Below are 17,243 nucleotides of genomic sequence, written 5' to 3'. Positions count from 1 at the left end.
AACACATTAAGCACTCCGCCTGGGGAGTACGGTCGCAGACTGAAACTCAAAGGAATTGACGGGGACCCTGGATAAGCAGTGGAGTATGTGGTTTAATTCGAAGCAACGCGAAGAACCTTACCAGGTCTTGACATCCCTCTGACCGGTCTAGAGATAGACCTTTCCTTCGGGACAGAGGAGACAGGTGGTGCATGGTTGTCGTCAGCTCGTGTCGTGAGATGTTGGGTTAAGTCCCGCAACGAGCGCAACCCTTGGATTTAGTTGCCAGCACTTTGGGTGGGCACTCTAGATCGACTGCCGGTGACAAACCGGAGGAAGGCGGGGATGACGTCGAATCATCATGCCCCTTATGACCTGGGCTACACACGTACTACAATGGCCGGTACAACGGGCTGCGAAGTCGCGAGACGGAGCCAATCCTACCAAAGCCGGTCTCAGTTCGGATTGCAGGCTGCAACTCGCCTGCATGAAGTCGGAATTGCTAGTAATCGCGGATCAGCATGCCGCGGTGAATACGTTCCCGGGTCTTGTACACACCGCCCGTCACACCACGAGAGTTTACAACACCCGAAGCCGGTGGGGTAACCCGCAAGGGAGCCAGCCGTCGAAGGTGGGGTAGATGATTGGGGTGAAGTCGTAACAAGGTAGCCGTATCGGAAGGTGCGGCTGGATCACCTCCTTTCTAAGGAGCCCTTCGGGGCAATACGAAGTCCGTGGTTTTAACGCTCGAGTTCAGTTTTGAAGGAGAAATCCTTCATCGATACCGGTTTGGTGATAATGGCGGAAGGGTTCCACGCGTACCCATCTCGAACACGACCGTTAAGCCTTCCAGCGCCGATGGTACTTGGACCGCAGGGTCCTGGGAGAGTAGGACGTCGCCAAGCCGGTCTTGATTCCTTTATCGGAATGAAGATCAAGCCAGCGAGACTGGCCATAGAATGCGGGCCTTTAGCTCAGCTGGTTAGAGCGCACCCCTGATAAGGGTGAGGTCGGTGGTTCGAGTCCACTAAGGCCCACCACCAAGTTTCAATTGAATACTTCCCATGGGGACTTAGCTCAGCTGGGAGAGCACCTGCCTTGCACGCAGGGGGTCAACGGTTCGATCCCGTTAGTCTCCACCATCTTTACTTCTCCGCACAGCCTGCTTGTCAGATGGGCGGAGGAAGCAGAAAGTTTGCACCTTGAAAACCGGATAGCGAAACGAAATGCGCAAATTAGAAATTCTCATGCAATGCCTTGTGTGGTTTAGCCGACAGGTTAAGCTATTAAGGGCGCACGGAGGATGCCTAGGCGCCAGGAGCCTAAGAAGGACGCGGCGAACAGCGAAATTGCCTCGGGGAGCCGTAAGCGGGCTTTGATCCGGGGATGTCCGAATGGGGAAACCCGGCTGGGGTCATGCCCAGTCACCTATGAGTGAATACATAGCTCATAAGGAGGCACACCCAGGGAACTGAAACATCTAAGTACCTGGAGGAGAAGAAAACAAGAGTGATTCCGTCAGTAGCGGCGAGCGAAAGCGGATTAGCCCAAACCTGAGAGCTTGCTCTCAGGGGTTGTGGGACGTCTCACATGGAGTTACAAAGGGATAGGTTAGGCGAAGAGATCTGGAAAGGTCCGGCATAGAAGGTAAAAGCCCTGTAGCCGAAAGTCTATCCCCTCCGAGACGGATCCCGAGTACCGCGGGACACGAGAAACCCCGTGGGAATCCGGCAGGACCATCTGCCAAGGCTAAATACTCCCTGGCGACCGATAGTGAAGCAGTACCGTGAGGGAAAGGTGAAAAGCACCGCGGGAGCGGAGTGAAAAAGAACCTGAAACCGTGCGCTTACAAGAAGTCAGAGCCCGATCTAGGGGTGATGGCGTGCCTTTTGTAGAATGAACCGGCGAGTTACGTTTACGTGCGAGGTTAAGTCGGAGAGACGGAGCCGCAGCGAAAGCGAGTCTGAATAGGGCGCTTTAGTACGTAGTCGTAGACCCGAAACCGGGTGATCTACCCCTGTGCAGGGTGAAGGTGAGGTAACACTTACTGGAGGCCCGAACTCGTGAGCGTTGAAAAGCTCTGGGATGACGTGGGGGTAGGGGAGAAATTCCAATCGAACTCGGAGATAGCTGGTTCTCCCCGAAATAGCTTTAGGGCTAGCCTCGAGATTTAGCATCATGGAGGTAGAGCACTGATTGGGTGCGGGGCCCGCCAAGGGTTACCAAGTCCAGTCAAACTCCGAATGCCATGGATGTATGCTCGGGAGTCAGACGGCGAGTGCTAAGATCCGTCGTCAAGAGGGAAAGAGCCCAGATCATCAGCTAAGGTCCCCAAGTGTGTGTTAAGTGGGAAAGGATGTGGAGTTGCGAAGACAACCAGGATGTTGGCTTAGAAGCAGCCACCATTTAAAGAGTGCGTAATAGCTCACTGGTCGAGTGACTCTGCGCCGAAAATGTAACGGGGCTAAACACACCACCGAAGCTATGGCATGTACCTTAGGGTACTTGGGTAGGGGAGCGTTGAATGCGGGTTGAAGTCGGACCGAGAGGACCGGTGGACTGCATTCAAGTGAGAATGCCGGTATGAGTAACGAAAAGACAGGTGAGAATCCTGTCCGCCGAAAGCCTAAGGGTTCCTGAGGAAGGTTCGTCCGCTCAGGGTAAGTCGGGACCTAAGGCGAGGCCGAAAGGCGTAGTCGAAGGACAACAGGTTGAAATTCCTGTACCACCGTAATCCGTTATGAGCGATGGGGGGACGCAGGAGGGCAAGAACGCGAGCTGATGGAATAGCTCGTCCAAGCAGTGAGGGGTGTGTGTAGGCAAATCCGCACACTAATACCTTGAGCTGTGATGGGGAGGGAAAATTACAGTACCGAAGGTTCCGTGCTCACGCTGCCGAGAAAAGCCTCTAGCCAGGAGAAGGTGCCCGTACCGCAAACCGACACAGGTAGGCGAGAAGAGAATTCTAAGGCGCGCGGAAGAACTCTCGTTAAGGAACTCGGCAAAATGACCCCGTAACTTCGGGAGAAGGGGTGCCTCGGTAGGGTGAATAGCCCGAGGGGGCCGCAGTGAATAGGCCCAAGCGACTGTTTAGCAAAAACACAGGTCTGTGCGAAGCCGTAAGGCGAAGTATACGGGCTGACGCCTGCCCGGTGCTGGAAGGTTAAGGGGGAGCGGTTAGGGGCAACCCGAAGCTGTGAACCGAAGCCCCAGTAAACGGCGGCCGTAACTATAACGGTCCTAAGGTAGCGAAATTCCTTGTCAGGTAAATTCTGACCCGCACGAATGGCGTAACGACTTGGGCGCTGTCTCAACGAGAGATCCGGTGAAATTTTAGTACCTGTGAAGATGCAGGTTACCCGCGACGTGACGGAAAGACCCCATGGAGCTTTACTGTAGCTTGATATTGAACTTGGGTACGGTCTGTACAGGATAGGTGGGAGCCTTTGAAGCCTGAGCGCAAGCTTAGGTGGAGGCGCCGTTGGGATACCACCCTGATCGTATCTAGGTTCTAACCTGTCACCGTGAATCCGGTGAAGGGACCGTGTCAGGCGGACAGTTTGACTGGGGCGGTCGCCTCCTAAAGCGTAACGGAGGCGCCCCAAGGTTCCCTCAGAATGGTTGGAAATCATTCGAAGAGTGCAAAGGCATAAGGGAGCTTGACTGCGAGACCTACAAGTCGAGCAGGGACGAAAGTCGGGCTTAGTGATCCGGTGGTACCGAATGGAAGGGCCATCGCTCAACGGATAAAAGCTACCCTGGGGATAACAGGCTTATCTCCCCCAAGAGTCCACATCGACGGGGAGGTTTGGCACCTCGATGTCGGCTCATCGCATCCTGGGGCTGAAGTAGGTCCCAAGGGTTGGGCTGTTCGCCCATTAAAGCGGTACGCGAGCTGGGTTCAGAACGTCGTGAGACAGTTCGGTCCCTATCTGTCGCGGGCGTAGGAAATTTGAGAGGGGCTGTCCTTAGTACGAGAGGACCGGGATGGACGCACCGCTGGTGTACCAGTTGTTCCGCCAGGAGCATCGCTGGGTAGCCAAGTGCGGGAGGGATAAGCGCTGAAAGCATCTAAGCGCGAAGCCCGCCTCAAGATGAGATTTCCCAGTATGTAAGACCCCTTGGAGAACACGAGGTTGATAGGCTCGGGGTGTAAGCATGGCAACATGTGTAGCTGACGAGTACTAATCGGTCGAGGGCTTATCCTACGGTTTGCTTATCGAGCAGACCACGGCAAGCCGCACAGGCAAGAGAATTTCTAGCGCATCTTCGTTTCGCATCCGGTTTTCAGGGCGCAAGCTCTGTAAAGCTGCGTACTGGACAAGCTCCGGTCGCAAAGTGGCGTGGCGGCGTAGCTCAGCTGGCTAGAGCGTTCGGTTCATACCCGAAAGGTCGGGGGGTTCGATCCCCTCTGCCGCTACCATACCATTTATCCCATGGAGGCTTAGCTCAGCCGGGAGAGCATCTGCCTTACAAGCAGAGGGTCGGGGGGTTCGATCCCCTCAGCCTCCACCATCGATTTAACCACATGGAGCTGTGGTGTAGAGGCCTAACATGCCTGCCTGTCACGCAGGAGACCGCGGGTTCGAATCCCGTCAGCTCCGCCATTTTAAATGGCAATCTTTACGGCTCGGTAGCTCAGTTGGTAGAGCAGAGGACTGAAAATCCTCGTGTCGGCGGTTCGATTCCGTCCCGAGCCACCATTTATTTCCGGTATATGCAAGCCTTCAGGTGTGCAAGCTACCGGGGATCGGGTTCATAACGTGGAGGCTTAGCGAAGTGGCCAAACGCGGCAGACTGTAAATCTGCTCCCTCTGGGTTCGGTGGTTCGACTCCATCAGCCTCCACCAGTTTTCCCGAGCCATTAGCTCAGTTGGTAGAGCACCTGACTTTTAATCAGGGTGTCGAAGGTTCGAGTCCTTCATGGCTCACCATTTTTTCAATCGAAGCAGACGCGATGACGTCTGTTTTTTTGCATTTCAGCACCACGCTCCGATTTCATCCGAATGAACAAGCCGCCGAATAGGGAACGTTAAGCGCATCCCGATCCATCGGAGGCATCCAGCATGAGATATCCGTACGCGTTCGCTTTCGCCTTTTTGTGCGTTATGATCCTTGTTCCCTTTGTTCGAATGTTGGCTTTGAAGATCGGGTTCGTCGACCGGCCGAACGGACGAAAAATACATAAAGCGCCGATTCCCTTGAGCGGAGGCGTTGCCATCTATGCCGGTGCGGTGCTTACCTGCGCGATATTTGTCCAACATGCGGCTTTATTCAGGGCGATCGCGACAGGAGGAGCGCTCTTGGTGGCGATCGGGCTGGTCGACGACGCCTTCAAGTCGAAAGGAAAAGACTTTCCCGTATGGCCGCGCCTGATTCTCTATACCCTCGTATCGTATATCCCTTGCGCCTTCGGCATCGCGATTCAAGGCGTTTCGTCGCCTTCTTTCTCTTCGATGATTTTGTTTAGCGAGGGCTGGAGTATTTTGTTCACGATGCTCTGGGTGTTCGCGCTAATCAATATGATGAATTTTATCGATGGCGTGGACGGGCTGGCCTCGGGAATATCGGTGATCTCGGCATTGACGCTGTTCGTCGCTTCGCTCGTCGGCCATCAAGAGACGACTGCGCTCGCCGCATTGGCTATAGCAGGTTCTTGTCTCGCCTTTCTGACTTATAATTTTCATCCGGCCCGGATCTTCATGGGAGACGCGGGTGCGACCTTCCTGGGCTATATGCTGGCGGTAATCGCCATGGACGGTACGCTAAAAGGCGCGACATTCCTGTCGCTGCTCGTGCCGCTTCTCGCATTAGGCGTTCCCATTCTCGATACGGCAATTGTGTTCGCGAGGCGTCTGATTAAGGGCAAAGGGCTGCATCATGCTGACAACCTCCACACGCATCACAGCCTGATGAAATGGGGACTGTCCCAGGTTCAGACGGTCTCGTTTTTGTATCTCATCGCAGCCGTGTTCGCCTTGATGTCCGTCGTCGTGCTGCTCCTCCTTCGCTCCGGTTGACCGTCGCGCTTAGCCTCGTCTTGGCCCCGCCGCAAGTCGATGTGGTACAATGTGGCTAACGCCAGGCAAACAAGGGGCTCGCAGGATGAACAATACGAGGCTTCAACAGCTGCAGCAGTTGATGAACGGCTCTGTCGAGATCGATACCATGTCTAAAACGGAGTGGGTAAAAGCGGGAGGCGCCAAGCTGCCCGAGTCCGGGGATCAGTTGGAGCTGGATCAAGGGTTCACGCTCGTAACGAAGGTAGATAATCACCACCTGCAGGTTCTTCGGACGCAAGCGGAGCTGACCTTGCTAGAAAAGGAACTGTTGAGCTGGCTGGCCAAGCAGGGATCGATGTCGAAATCGGGTAGCGTCAGCGCTTCGGAAATGGAGCGTCAAGCCCGCAAGTTGGGCGAATGGCTGCAGCAGTCGATCGACGCCGGCGAGTGGCGCGCAGAAATTCCCGAGCGGTTCGAACTGCACCATCGGTTGTTCGACGGGATGATTCCTTTTTTTGCTGATGAGCGAACAAGCCGAAAATCGCGAGCCTTCTTATGTAGAATTAGAAAAAGTCCTCCGTTCTTATTTATCGGACGAAATGCTGCTCATCCCGCTCAGGGAGAGGGAATGGCTTATTCTGGGCACGGATCGGCTGCTTGCGGAGGTCGAGACCAACGAAGGCGATATGATCGAACGCGGCGAGACGAAGGAAGCGCTCGTCTCCTTGGCGACAGGACTGCATCAGATGATAACCGAGGAATGGGGCGGCGATTGCCATGTCGCGGTCGGAGAGCCGATCATTCCGACGGAAAGTCTAGTTTATGCGGTGGCGACGCTGCGGGAGACGATCAACCTCGGACGCAAGTTTCATATGGGCATGCAGGTGCATATGCCGTGGCTCGTTCACCTGGAGCGCCTGCTCAGCGGCATTCCCGAACCCGTGCGGTCGAGATTCATGGACGAGATGTCGGGCCGCCAGGATCTGTTCACGGACCCGGAGACGGTATCGACGCTCGACGCCTTTTTTGCGATGGACTGCAACGTGAGCGAGACGGCGAAACGCCTGTTCATCCACCGCAATACGCTCCTCTACAGGCTGGATAAGCTCAAGCAGGAAGCAGGCTTGGACGTCCGCTCCTTCAATGATGCCATATTGGTGCGTCTGCTGATGCTATTGTACAAAGTTACGAAAAGGAAATGAATTTTTTGTACGGATTGTGCATAGTCAGTCGTCACGGTCTAAGGTAAGATAAGAACGTACCTTAAACGAAGCGTTAGGGGGAACTTCCAATGGCAGGCGTACGTTTAGAGCATGTATACAAAAAATATCCGGGTTCCGACAAAGCATCGGTAACCGACTTTAATCTCGACATTGCTGACAAAGAATTCCTCGTGCTGGTCGGCCCGTCCGGCTGCGGCAAATCGACGACGCTGCGTATGATCGCAGGCCTCGAAGAAATCTCCGAAGGCAAGCTGTACATCGGCGATCGCGTCGTGAACGACGTTGCACCGAAGGACCGCGATATCGCGATGGTATTCCAGTCCTACGCGCTGTACCCGCACATGAACGTATATCAGAACATGGCATTCGGCCTTAAGCTCCGCAAGTTCCGCAAGGACGAGATCGACCGTCGCGTTCGCGAAGCCGCTCGCACGCTCGAGATCGAGCACCTGCTAGACCGCAAGCCGAAGGCGCTTTCCGGCGGTCAACGCCAACGTGTGGCCCTGGGCCGCGCAATCGTCCGTGAACCGCAAGTGTTCCTGATGGACGAACCGCTGTCGAACCTCGACGCCAAGCTGCGTACGCAGATGCGGGCGAACATCTCCAAGCTGATGAAGCGTCTTGAGACGACTTGCATCTACGTAACCCACGACCAGACGGAAGCCATGACGATGGGCGACCGCATCGTAGTTATGAAGGACGGCTTTATTCAACAAGCCGCTACGCCGGATGAGCTGTACAACCACCCGGTCAACCTGTTCGTAGCCGGCTTCATCGGCGCTCCGGCGATGAACTTCATCACGGGCCAACTGACTGAAGAAGGCGGCGCCGTTCGCTTCAAGGCGACGGGCATCAACGTGGCTATCCCTGCTGGCAAAGCGCAATTGCTGCGCGACAAAGGCTACATCGGCCGCGAGATCATCGTAGGCATTCGCCCTGAAGACCTGCACGAAGAGCCGGTATTCATCGAAGCGTCTCCGAACTCCGTCATCAGCGCGAGCATCGAAGTTTCCGAAAACCTCGGTCACGAAATGTTCCTGTACCTGAACGGCTTGGGCAAGGACAACGTCATCGCCCGCGTCGACGGCCGCTCCCAACTGCAAGAAGGCCAAAACGTTAAGCTGGCGATCGATATGAACAAGATTCATATCTTCGACAAGGACACCGAGCTCAACATCCTCGAAGCTTAATTAGCGGCTATTATAAATCATCATTATAAGAAGCCTGGCTTCCCAACCCGTGAGGGTTAGGCAGCCAGGCTTTTTTTTGTCGTTGATTAAATGCCTGCGCCGTCTGCGAATTGGAATGCTTCGCCGGATTCGAACTGATTGAGCACCTTTAAACGCAGCGCCTGAAAGTCAGGACTTGCCTTTTTCCGAGGATGAGAAAGCTCCACGGGGACAATCGCGCTGATCTCGCCGGGTCTGGGCTTTAAAATGACGACGCGATCGGCAAGGAAAATCGCTTCGTCGATGTCGTGGGTGACGAAGATCATCGTCGTCTTGTTGTTGCGCCAGACTTCGAGCAGCACCTCCTGCATATGCGCTCGCGTAAAGGCATCCAGCGCGCCGAAGGGCTCGTCAAGCAGCAAAATCTGAGGCTGCCTGAGCAGGGCGCGGGCAATGGAAACCCGCTGCGCCATCCCCCCTGACAGCTCGCGCGGATAAGCTTTCTCGAATCCTTTAAGCCGGACCAACTCGATTAATTCGTCGACTTTTCGACGTACGTCTTTATCATTCAGAGACAAATCGGAAGCGATGTTCTTCTCCACGGTCAGCCAAGGAAACAGTCGATGCTCCTGAAAAATAAAGCCTTTATCGATGCCGGGCTTGACGATCGGCGCGCCGTTCAGGCGGACATGTCCCGCATACTGCGTGTCGAGTCCCGCGACAATCCGGAGCAAGGTGCTCTTGCCGCATCCGCTAGGGCCAATAACCGTAATGAACTCCCCTTTATGAACGTCCAGGTCGACATTACTAAGTGCCGTCACGGTGCCCTTGGCGCCTACGAATTCCTTGCTAAGATTGGCGATTTCCAGTGAGACATTCCCCACGATTTGTGCCTCCTCCTGTGAAGAGTGACTATAGCTTATAAAAACGATAAGAATAATAAGTTAACCGTAACATCGGGGTGCTTACCCTGTCAATGAACGCATCGATAGATAATTCCTATTTTACAGCTAGGAATTAAAGTGTTTATAATCTGGTCAACAAAGACAAAACGATTTTCCAGTTGAAGAGGCAAGGAGGGAGCGTTGATGAGCAGTCGAATAGCGGAATCGCGGACGACGGGAGCACCCGGACGGTGGACGCAGGTTGGCCTGGGTCTCCTGCTTCCCGTGACCGTCATCGCGGTCTGGCAAGTGCTGGCCGAGTGGGGTTACCTGTCTGAGCTCATGTTTCCCGCGCCGACGGTCATTGCCGGTTCGTTCGCCGATCTGGCGGCATCGGGCGATTTGTGGACGAACTTCCGCATCAGCGCGGTTCGGGCGATATCGGGATTTCTGCTGGGAGGGGGGACTGGGGCTGGCATTCGGCGTCCTCGTCGGTCTGTTCCGAAAATCGGAGAAGCTGCTGGATCCGACGATTCAGATGATTCGCATGATTCCGAGCCTCGCCGTCGTGCCGCTGTTTATTCTCTGGTTCGGCATCGGGGAAGAGTCGAAGGTGCTGCTGATCGCCAAAGCCGCCTTTTTCCCGCTTTATATCAATTCGTTCATCGGAATTCGGCATGTGGACAACAAGCTGTTCGAAGTCAGCCGCGTCCTGGGGTTCAATCGCTTCAAACAGATCGTGCGCCTGGTGATCCCCGCGGCGATCCCGAATATTTTGCTCGGCGTCAGGCTGTCCCTCGGATTGGCTTGGCTGGGTCTGGTTGTCGCCGAACTGATCGCCTCTACCTCGGGCATCGGCTACATGATATCGGACGCGCGCCAGTTCGCGGACACGCCGGTCGTATTCGTCGGCATCTTCGTATTCGCGGTCGCCGGGCTCGTATCGGACACGGCCGTGAGGCTGTTGGAGCGCAGAATCGTGCAGTGGAAAGACACTTACAGCGGATGAGGGAGGGATGAGAGATGAGCGAAAGAGTCGAAGCGTGGATCGCGCCCGCAGGTAAGGCAAGAGAGAAGAAGCGGGCACGGAGCGCAGCCGTGAAAATACGCGCGGTGCTGGCGGATATCGCAACCGGGTGGCTCGTGCCGGTCGCCGCGATCGCCGTCTGGCAGTTGGCCGGCAGCCTGGGATGGATCTCTTCGGAATTCCTGCCGACGCCGGCTGCGATCGCGACGGCATTCGCGGATTTGGCAGCGAACGGCGGATTGCTCCATCACATGGGAGACAGCGTTCGCCGGGCGGCGATCGGATTCGCGTTCGGCGGCGGACTGGGGCTGGCGCTCGGCCTATTGACGGGGTTGTTCCGGCGGGCCGAGTACCTCCTCGATCCCAGCGCCCAGGTGCTGCGCCTCGTACCGCATTTGGCGATCGCGCCGCTGATTATTTTGTGGTTCGGGTTCGGGGAGATCTCCAAAGTGGTCATCATCGCCGCAGTTTCGTTTTTTCCGCTGTACGTCAACACCTTCCTGGGCATTCGCCAGGTGGACAACAAGCTGTTCGAGGTGTCGCGGACGCTCAGCTTCAGCCGGTTTAAACGCATCACAAGGCTGATTTTCCCGGCGGCGTCGCCGCAAATCCTGCTCGGCTTGCGAACCTCGCTCGCCGTCTCCTGGATCGGGCTGGTGGTGGCGGAGCTGATTGGCTCGACTTCGGGGATCGGCTTTCTGATCAATGAAGCCAAGCAGAACGGCCAGCCGGCAGTCATTTTCGTCGGCATCCTGATCTTCGCGGTCGTGGGCAAGCTGCTGGATTCGGCCGTTAAAGCGATCGAACGCCGGGCGCTGATTTGGCAAGACGGTTACAAGGGCTAAACAACAAAAACCGATCTAAGGAGGAACAAACATGACGAACGCAGCGGCAAGAGCTTCGGTCGAACGGATCACGGACGTACTGGTTATCGGGGGGCGGACCTGCAGGAACGTGGGCGGCGATATCGGCGGCTTCGAAGGGTGCGAAGGTGACGCTGGTCGATAAGGGATACTGCGGTTCCAGCGGCGCCACCGCGCCGTCGGGCACCGGCGTCTGGTACGTCGAGCCCGACCGGGAAAAGCGCGAAGAAGCGAAGGCCAGCCGCTATGCGATGGGCGGGCAACTGGCGGAACATCGCTGGATGGACCGCGTCCTCGACCGCACGTACGAGAATATGAACAAGCTGGGCAATCTCGGCTATCCGTTTCCCGTCGACGAAAACGGCAATCCGTACAAGCGAGGGCTGCAGGGACCGGAGTACATGCGGCTCATGAGGAAGCTCGTGCAGCGGGCGGGCGTCAAAATTCTGGATCACAGTCCGGTGCTGGAACTGTTAGCCGACGAGCACGGCGTAGGAGGCGCGGCGGGCGTGAATACGCAGACCGGCGAGACGTGGGAGATCCGGGCGGGCGCCGTAGTGGTAGCCACCGGCGGATGTGCCTTCCTGAGCCGCGCGCTCGGCTGCAACGTGCTCACGGGCGACGGGTATTTATTCGCAGCCGAGGCGGGAGCGGACTTGTCGGGGATGGAGTTCTCAAACGCCTACGCGATCTGCCCGACATTCTCCTCGGTCACGAAGACCGCGTACTACAGCTACGCCAGTTTCTACTATGAGGACGGGACGGTGGTCGAGGGCGCCGGCTCGAAAAAGGGCCGTTCGGTCATCGCGCGCAATCTGCTGGAGGGCAAGCAAGTATACGCGAGACTCGACCAGGCACCGGAAGACCTGAAGCCGCTGCTGCGCGTCGCCCAGACGAACTTCTTCCTGCCGTTCGACCGCAGGGGCATCGATCCGTTCAAGGACCTGTTCCCGGTCACGCTTCGGCTGGAGGGCACGGTGCGCGGAACAGGCGGCATCCGGATCGTCGACGACACGTGCGCGACGAGCGCGCCCGGCCTCTACGCAGCCGGAGATGCGGCGACGCGCGAGCTGATCTGCGGCGGCTTCACCGGCGGCGGCAGCCATAACGCGGCTTGGGCGATGTCCTCGGGCTCGTTTGCCGGGGAAGGCGCGGCAGCCTATGCGTTGAAGCTCGGCGAGACCGCTGGATCGCGCAATCTGAAAGGCCTATCCTCGCAAACGCTTAGAGAGCGCCAGGAAGCGGGCGCGACCGCGCGTTCGGAAGAATACGCGCGTGCCGTGCAGGACGAGGTGAAGCCGTACGACCGCAATTTGTTCCGCACGGAGAAAGGGCTCGGCGACTCGCTCGTCAGGCTCGACGATCTATGGCAGCGCCAGCGCGAAGCGGGAGTTGGCCGTACCGCCGAAGGCGTCAAGGCACGCGAAGCGGCCGCGATGACGGCGACAGCCCGGTGGATGTACCACTCGGCGCTGGCCCGCACGGAGACGCGCGGCATGCACAAGCGCGAGGATTTCCCGACGGGCGACGCTGGTCAGCATCATCGCCTCATCAGCGGCGGTCTTGATCAAATTTGGGTCAAAAAAGAAGAAGTGGCGAAGGAGCGTGTGTCGGTATGATCGAGATCGTCAGCGAATCCCGCTGCGTATCGTGCAATCAGTGCGTCTCCGTCTGCCCAACGAACGTGTTCGACCGCGGCGAGGACGGCATCCCCGTCATCGCGCGGCAGGACGACTGCCAGACCTGCTTCATGTGCGAGCTGTACTGCCCGGTCGACGCGCTCTATGTATCGCCGGATTCGGAGGGCGTGATGGGCGTCACCGAGGAGGAGCTGGAACGTCAGGGCCTGCTTGGCGGTTATCGGGAGAAAGTGGGCTGGGGCAAGGGACGCATCCCTGTCGCGAAGCATCAATTCATGTACCAGTTGTCCAGGAGAGCGGGATTCTAGGGAGGAGCAATCGGAGATGAAACAGAGACAAAGACGGATCAAGGGGGGCAGCCGGCGCAGATGGTCGCTCTTGCTGCTGGGGACAATCGTGGCGCTGACGCTCGCGCTGCAAGGCTGCGGGAACAAGAACGAAGAAGGAGCCGCTTCTTCGTCGGCTGCGTCGTCGCCGTCGGCAGCCGCTTCTACGGCAGCTGCGTCCACTGCGGCTGCATCGTCGCAGGCCGCTTCGACCGCAAGCGCGGAGCCGGAGCGCCATGTGCCGGAGGTTATCAATTACGGCTACATCGGCCTGAACGACCAGAATCAGACGACGGGCGCGGAAGGCTGGGGATTTTACAAAGGCATCATTCAAGAAGAGTTGAAAAAATACGGGGTCAAGGAAGTGAAGCTCGCGGGCTTCCCCAACGGACCGGACCAGACGGAATCGCTCATCAGCGGGAGGCTTGACTTCGGCAGTCTCGGCGATACGCCGGCGATCATCGCGCGGGCGGGCGGCGCAAAGACGCGTCTCATCACGCAGCCGGGTACCCGTACGATCGGCTATCTCATTGCCAAGAAGGACGGCCCCAAGACGCTGCAAGATCTGAAGGGCAAGACGATCGCCATTCAGAAGGGCTCCTTTATGCACCGCTATATCGTGGGGCTGCTCAAGGATGCGGGCGTCACCGACTATAAGCTCGTGCACATGCTGATCCCCGACGCCCAAGCCGCGCTGGCGGGCGGCAGCGTGGACGCGATGACCAATACGGGCGTTAACGCCCTGACTTCGCTGGCGAACGGGTATCCGCAGCTGGATATCTCGTCGGATCATCCCGAGCTGCTCGGGACGAGCGCGACGGTGGTGTCGGAGGCGTTTCTCGAGAAGTTCCCGGATTTCCCGAAAGTATGGAACGCTGCGCGCGAGAAGGCGCTGGCCGACTTGAAGCAGCATCCGGACGAGTACTACGAATATATCGCGGGCATTCAGAAGACAACGGTCGAGAACGTGAAGAAGCTGAGCCCGATCGAGGATATCAAGGACACGGCGTTCACGGACGACGGGCTTGCGCTGATCGAGGGAACGAAGAACTTCCTGGTCGAGGAGAAGATTGCGAAAAAGGACTTCAACATCGGCGATTGGGTGCTGAAGGCCGAATAAACGTTGATGGGAGGAACGCGAGTGAGCGAGCAGACGATCACGACCGCAGCTTTCCGGCTGCAGCTGGATAACGGCTTGTACATCCGCGGCGAAGTGAAGACGGCTGGCGAGGGCGCAAGCAGACCGGCCGTTCTCGTGAGCCACGGCTTCAGAGGACACAAGGATTGGGCGTTCTGGCCGGAGACGACGGACCGGCTCGCGGCCGAAGGTTTCTATACGGTGAGCTTCGATTACTCCCGCGTCGCTGCGCGGGAAGCGGGTGCGAGCGAGGCGCTGATCGCGGAGGCGAGCACGCTGTCGCGCGAGCTGGAGGAGCTGAAGATCGTGGCAAACGCGCTGCGTGTGGGAGAACTGCCGCTTGCCGAACAGGCCGATGCGTCGAGGCTGGGACTGATCGGGCATAGCCGGGCGGGCGGCGGCGCGATCTTGCACGCGGCGGAGCAGGGCGGCGTTCGGGCGCTGGTCGTCTGGAACGGCGGATCGTCGCCCGCGCGCGCCGGCGGAGAAGGAGGCCGCACGCTTCTCGAAGCGGCGCTGGACGATGATCAAGCGCGGCATGCAGATCGATTTGTCATCGAAAATCGATTGAACGAGGTGCGCGCGGAGGTCCTCATCGTGCAGGGCGGCGCGGACCGCGAGTCGCTGCTCGCGCAGAACCGGATATTCAAACAGAACGCGCCGCATTTTCAGTTCCACGATATCGAGCGGGCGGATCATACGTTTAACGCCGTGCATCCTTATGCAGGCACGACGCCCGAGCTGGAGGAAGCGCTGGCCGTGACCATCGGCTTTTTGCGAAGCCGATTGGAGCCATAACAGAAACGGGCGCACCGGCGATTCGTCGAAGGGTGCGGGAAAGCGGGGGGATGAGCGTGACGATCGAGTCGGCAACGACGCTGACGGCGGATGTGCTGGTGCTTGGCGGAGGACCCGCAGGCGCCTGGGCCGCCTGGAGCGCGGCAGCGGAAGGCGCAAGCGTCGTGCTGGCCGATAAAGGCTATGTCGGCACAAGCGGGGCCACCGCTCCCGGGGGGGACGACGCTTCTGGTCATCCCGCCTGTCGCGGAGCTGCGCGAACAGGCTGTCCAGGCGAGGCTCAAAGCCGGCGGCTACCTTTCCGAAAATGCCTGGATTCACCGCGTGCTCGACGAGGTCGAGATCCGTCTGAGGCTGCTCGAGGATTGGGGCTATCCGTTCCGCAAAGACGAGCGGGGCGAGACGCTGCGCACGCATTTGCACGGGCCGGAATATATGAAGCTGATGCGCCGCGCCGTGCGCAAGGCGGGCGTCCGGATCCTGGATCAGTCGCCCGCGCTGGAGCTGCTCGCGGACGAGCACGGCGTCGGCGGCGCCCGGGGCATCGACCGGTTGACCGGACGAACGTGGGAAGTCCGCGCGCATGCGGTCGTCGTCGCGACCGGCGGCTGCACCTTTTTGAGCAAAGGCTTGGGCTGCAACGTGCTCACCGGAGAAGGGCTGCTGATGTCGGCGGAAGCCGGCGCTGAGCTGTCCGGCATGGAGTTCAGCCGGCAGTATGCGCCCAGCTACGCGGACGGCAGCGTGACCCGCGGCCGCATGCTGGCCTGGTCGACGCTGTACGATGCGGCGGGAAGGCCTATTCACGCGGGGGGATCGCACCTTCGGCAGCTTACACAAACTGCTGCTGGAGGGGCCGGTCTACGCCTCCATCGACCTCGCGGATACGGATGAGAAGCGAAGGTTCCTGCGTCAGGCGCATCCGATCTTCTTCATGCCGCTCGAGCGGGCGGGCATCGATCCGTTCAAGGACAAGTTTCCGCTGACGCTGCGCTACGAAGGCACGATGCGAGGCACGGGCGGTCTGAGGTTGGCGGGAGAGGATTGCCGGACGACGGTGGCGGGTTTGTACGCGGCCGGCGATGCGGCATCGCGCGAACGCGTGATGGGCGCGGTCAGCGGCGGCGGCGCTTATAACGCGTCTTGGGCGATCTGCAGCGGATGCTGGTCGGGACGCGGCGCAGCTCGTCATGCGCTGGGAGCGGGGAAAAGCGGCGGTCCGGATCGCCGGGCGCTGAAGCCTGTCGGCCGGCACGGTCTTGAGGCCGGCCGGGAGACGGACGCGCCGATCGACACGACGGCGCTGGTCGGGGATATTCAGCGGGACGTTCTGCCGCTGAACATCAACTTTTACCGCAGCGAGTCGGGCGTCGCCGGTGCGCTGGGCCGGCTCGACGCGCTGCGTGAGGCGCTTGGCGGCAGCGTGCCCGGCACTGTGCAGGGCCGCGTACGTGCGCGAGAGGCGGCCGGCATGCTGACGGTCGCCCGCTGGATGTACACCGCCGCGCTGGCGCGCAAAGAGACGCGCGGGCTCGCGGCGCTCACCGAATATCCGGCGCTCGATCCGCGGCAGACGCATCGCCTGATCCTCTCCGGCATCGACGGGATCGCCGTCGGGACGGAGCGGGTGCCGCATGCGGAAGAACTCGGGCGGGCGGACGGCCAAGCGAAGGGAGAGGCATCATGATCGAACTCGTCAGCGCGGAGCGCTGCATCGGCTGTAAGCTGTGCGTGAAGGCTTGTCCGACGAACGTTTTCGATATGGACGAAGCCGCGAAGCTTCCCGTCATCGCCCGCCTCGAGGATTGCCAGACCTGCTTCATGTGCGAAGCGTATTGTCCGGCAGACGCGCTGTACGTGGCGCCCCAAGCCGAAGCCCGCGCGGAAGTCGACGAGATTGCATTAGCCGCGGCGGGTATGCTGGGCAGCTGGAGAAGGGAAATCGGTTGGTCCAAAGGGACGGATTCGACGATGGCGGAGCGGGATACGACGCCGTTCTTCGAAACGTTCACCGAGCGGTACCGGCAAGCTTGAGCCATACCGACAAGGATTATGCGAAAATCCCTTTCTTATAGGCAGAGAAAACTGAGCCAGCCTCTCATCGAGAGCGCTGGCTTTTGCATGCCGGGGCTTGCAGGCGGGTGCGCACTATGCCCGGGATTGCCCGCAAAGACGCGGTTTACATTGATTTCCG

9 protein-coding genes, 8 tRNA genes, 3 rRNA genes and 3 pseudogenes are annotated in these 17,243 nt (G+C 58.7%); 22 read left to right on the top strand and 1 reads right to left on the bottom strand.

What is annotated here, in order from left to right; translation table 11 throughout:
- The 14 genes from OMP38_RS20960 to OMP38_RS20895 all read left to right on the top strand — a co-directional run.
- Positions 1-682 (top strand): 16S ribosomal RNA (locus tag OMP38_RS20960); the annotation flags it as partial.
- A gap of 85 nt (positions 683-767) precedes the next feature.
- Positions 768-884, top strand: a 5S ribosomal RNA gene (rrf, locus tag OMP38_RS20955).
- A 58-nt stretch (positions 885-942) separates the two neighbouring features.
- Positions 943-1,019: transfer RNA gene (locus tag OMP38_RS20950), tRNA-Ile, on the top strand.
- A gap of 26 nt (positions 1,020-1,045) precedes the next feature.
- Positions 1,046-1,121 (top strand) — tRNA-Ala (locus tag OMP38_RS20945).
- 134 nt (positions 1,122-1,255) lie between these two features.
- Positions 1,256-4,187, top strand: a 23S ribosomal RNA gene (locus tag OMP38_RS20940).
- A gap of 137 nt (positions 4,188-4,324) precedes the next feature.
- Positions 4,325-4,402: transfer RNA gene (locus OMP38_RS20935), tRNA-Met, on the top strand.
- Between the two features lie 15 nt (positions 4,403-4,417).
- A tRNA-Val gene (locus OMP38_RS20930) sits at positions 4,418-4,494 on the top strand.
- 15 nt (positions 4,495-4,509) lie between these two features.
- Positions 4,510-4,586 (top strand) — tRNA-Asp (locus OMP38_RS20925).
- A 20-nt stretch (positions 4,587-4,606) separates the two neighbouring features.
- A tRNA-Phe gene (locus OMP38_RS20920) sits at positions 4,607-4,682 on the top strand.
- 62 nt (positions 4,683-4,744) lie between these two features.
- Positions 4,745-4,829: transfer RNA gene (locus OMP38_RS20915), tRNA-Tyr, on the top strand.
- An 8-nt stretch (positions 4,830-4,837) separates the two neighbouring features.
- Positions 4,838-4,913, top strand: a tRNA-Lys gene (locus OMP38_RS20910).
- Between the two features lie 132 nt (positions 4,914-5,045).
- Positions 5,046-5,999 carry an MraY family glycosyltransferase gene (locus tag OMP38_RS20905; RefSeq protein WP_338130560.1) on the top strand — a complete coding sequence of 318 codons (954 nt, stop codon included), beginning with the start codon at positions 5,046-5,048 and terminating at the stop codon, positions 5,997-5,999.
- 503 nt (positions 6,000-6,502) lie between these two features.
- On the top strand, positions 6,503-7,183 hold the full coding sequence (locus OMP38_RS20900; protein ID WP_277566892.1) for a PucR family transcriptional regulator: 681 nt from the start codon (positions 6,503-6,505) through the stop codon (positions 7,181-7,183).
- A gap of 89 nt (positions 7,184-7,272) precedes the next feature.
- On the top strand, positions 7,273-8,394 hold the full coding sequence (locus tag OMP38_RS20895) for an ABC transporter ATP-binding protein (protein ID WP_277566780.1): 1,122 nt from the start codon (positions 7,273-7,275) through the stop codon (positions 8,392-8,394).
- An 86-nt stretch (positions 8,395-8,480) separates the two neighbouring features.
- On the opposite strand, the gene OMP38_RS20890 is transcribed toward OMP38_RS20895, so the two are convergent.
- Positions 8,481-9,257 carry an ABC transporter ATP-binding protein gene (locus tag OMP38_RS20890; RefSeq protein ID WP_277566779.1) on the bottom strand — a complete coding sequence of 259 codons (777 nt, stop codon included), beginning with the start codon at positions 9,255-9,257 and terminating at the stop codon, positions 8,481-8,483.
- A gap of 204 nt (positions 9,258-9,461) precedes the next feature.
- Here OMP38_RS20890 and OMP38_RS20885 point away from each other — a divergent pair.
- From OMP38_RS20885 to OMP38_RS20845, 8 genes and pseudogenes are all read left to right on the top strand, one after another.
- Positions 9,462-10,266, top strand: a pseudogene (locus OMP38_RS20885) (ABC transporter permease).
- 14 nt (positions 10,267-10,280) lie between these two features.
- Positions 10,281-11,129: an ABC transporter permease gene (locus OMP38_RS20880; protein WP_277566778.1), complete on the top strand. Its 849-nt coding sequence runs from the start codon at positions 10,281-10,283 to the stop codon at positions 11,127-11,129.
- A gap of 31 nt (positions 11,130-11,160) precedes the next feature.
- Positions 11,161-12,766: pseudogene (locus OMP38_RS20875) on the top strand (FAD-dependent oxidoreductase).
- Complete coding sequence (locus OMP38_RS20870) at positions 12,763-13,095, top strand: 4Fe-4S dicluster domain-containing protein (protein ID WP_277566777.1); 333 nt, start codon at positions 12,763-12,765, stop codon at positions 13,093-13,095. The pseudogene OMP38_RS20875 and the gene OMP38_RS20870 overlap by 4 nt, the downstream one beginning before the upstream one ends.
- Before the next feature lie 16 nt (positions 13,096-13,111).
- Complete coding sequence (locus OMP38_RS20865; protein ID WP_277566776.1) at positions 13,112-14,233, top strand: ABC transporter substrate-binding protein; 1,122 nt, start codon at positions 13,112-13,114, stop codon at positions 14,231-14,233.
- 21 nt (positions 14,234-14,254) lie between these two features.
- Positions 14,255-15,049 carry an alpha/beta hydrolase family protein gene (locus tag OMP38_RS20860; RefSeq protein ID WP_277566775.1) on the top strand — a complete coding sequence of 265 codons (795 nt, stop codon included), beginning with the start codon at positions 14,255-14,257 and terminating at the stop codon, positions 15,047-15,049.
- A gap of 50 nt (positions 15,050-15,099) precedes the next feature.
- Positions 15,100-16,736, top strand: a pseudogene (locus OMP38_RS36100) (FAD-dependent oxidoreductase).
- Positions 16,733-17,083 carry a 4Fe-4S dicluster domain-containing protein gene (locus OMP38_RS20845; protein ID WP_277566772.1) on the top strand — a complete coding sequence of 117 codons (351 nt, stop codon included), beginning with the start codon at positions 16,733-16,735 and terminating at the stop codon, positions 17,081-17,083. Before OMP38_RS36100 ends, OMP38_RS20845 begins: the two are co-directional and overlap by 4 nt.
- Positions 17,084-17,243 lie beyond the last annotated feature (160 nt).

Origin of the sequence: Cohnella ginsengisoli (genome assembly GCF_029525555.1) — a bacterium.
GTDB classification, from domain to species: domain Bacteria; phylum Bacillota; class Bacilli; order Paenibacillales; family Paenibacillaceae; genus Cohnella; species Cohnella ginsengisoli.
Note: the sequence above shows the minus strand (reverse complement) of the source record. Positions and strands in the feature narration are given on the sequence as shown.

Coding starts and splice junctions, on each gene's coding strand:
- OMP38_RS20895 (WP_277566780.1), top strand. CDS start 7,273: ATGGCAGGCGTACGTTTAGAGCATGTATACAAAAAATATCCGGGTTCC.
- OMP38_RS20870 (WP_277566777.1), top strand. CDS start 12,763: ATGATCGAGATCGTCAGCGAATCCCGCTGCGTATCGTGCAATCAGTGC.
- OMP38_RS20880 (WP_277566778.1), top strand. CDS start 10,281: ATGAGCGAAAGAGTCGAAGCGTGGATCGCGCCCGCAGGTAAGGCAAGA.
- OMP38_RS20905 (WP_338130560.1), top strand. CDS start 5,046: ATGAGATATCCGTACGCGTTCGCTTTCGCCTTTTTGTGCGTTATGATC.
- OMP38_RS20865 (WP_277566776.1), top strand. CDS start 13,112: ATGAAACAGAGACAAAGACGGATCAAGGGGGGCAGCCGGCGCAGATGG.
- OMP38_RS20900 (WP_277566892.1), top strand. CDS start 6,503: ATGAGCGAACAAGCCGAAAATCGCGAGCCTTCTTATGTAGAATTAGAA.
- OMP38_RS20845 (WP_277566772.1), top strand. CDS start 16,733: ATGATCGAACTCGTCAGCGCGGAGCGCTGCATCGGCTGTAAGCTGTGC.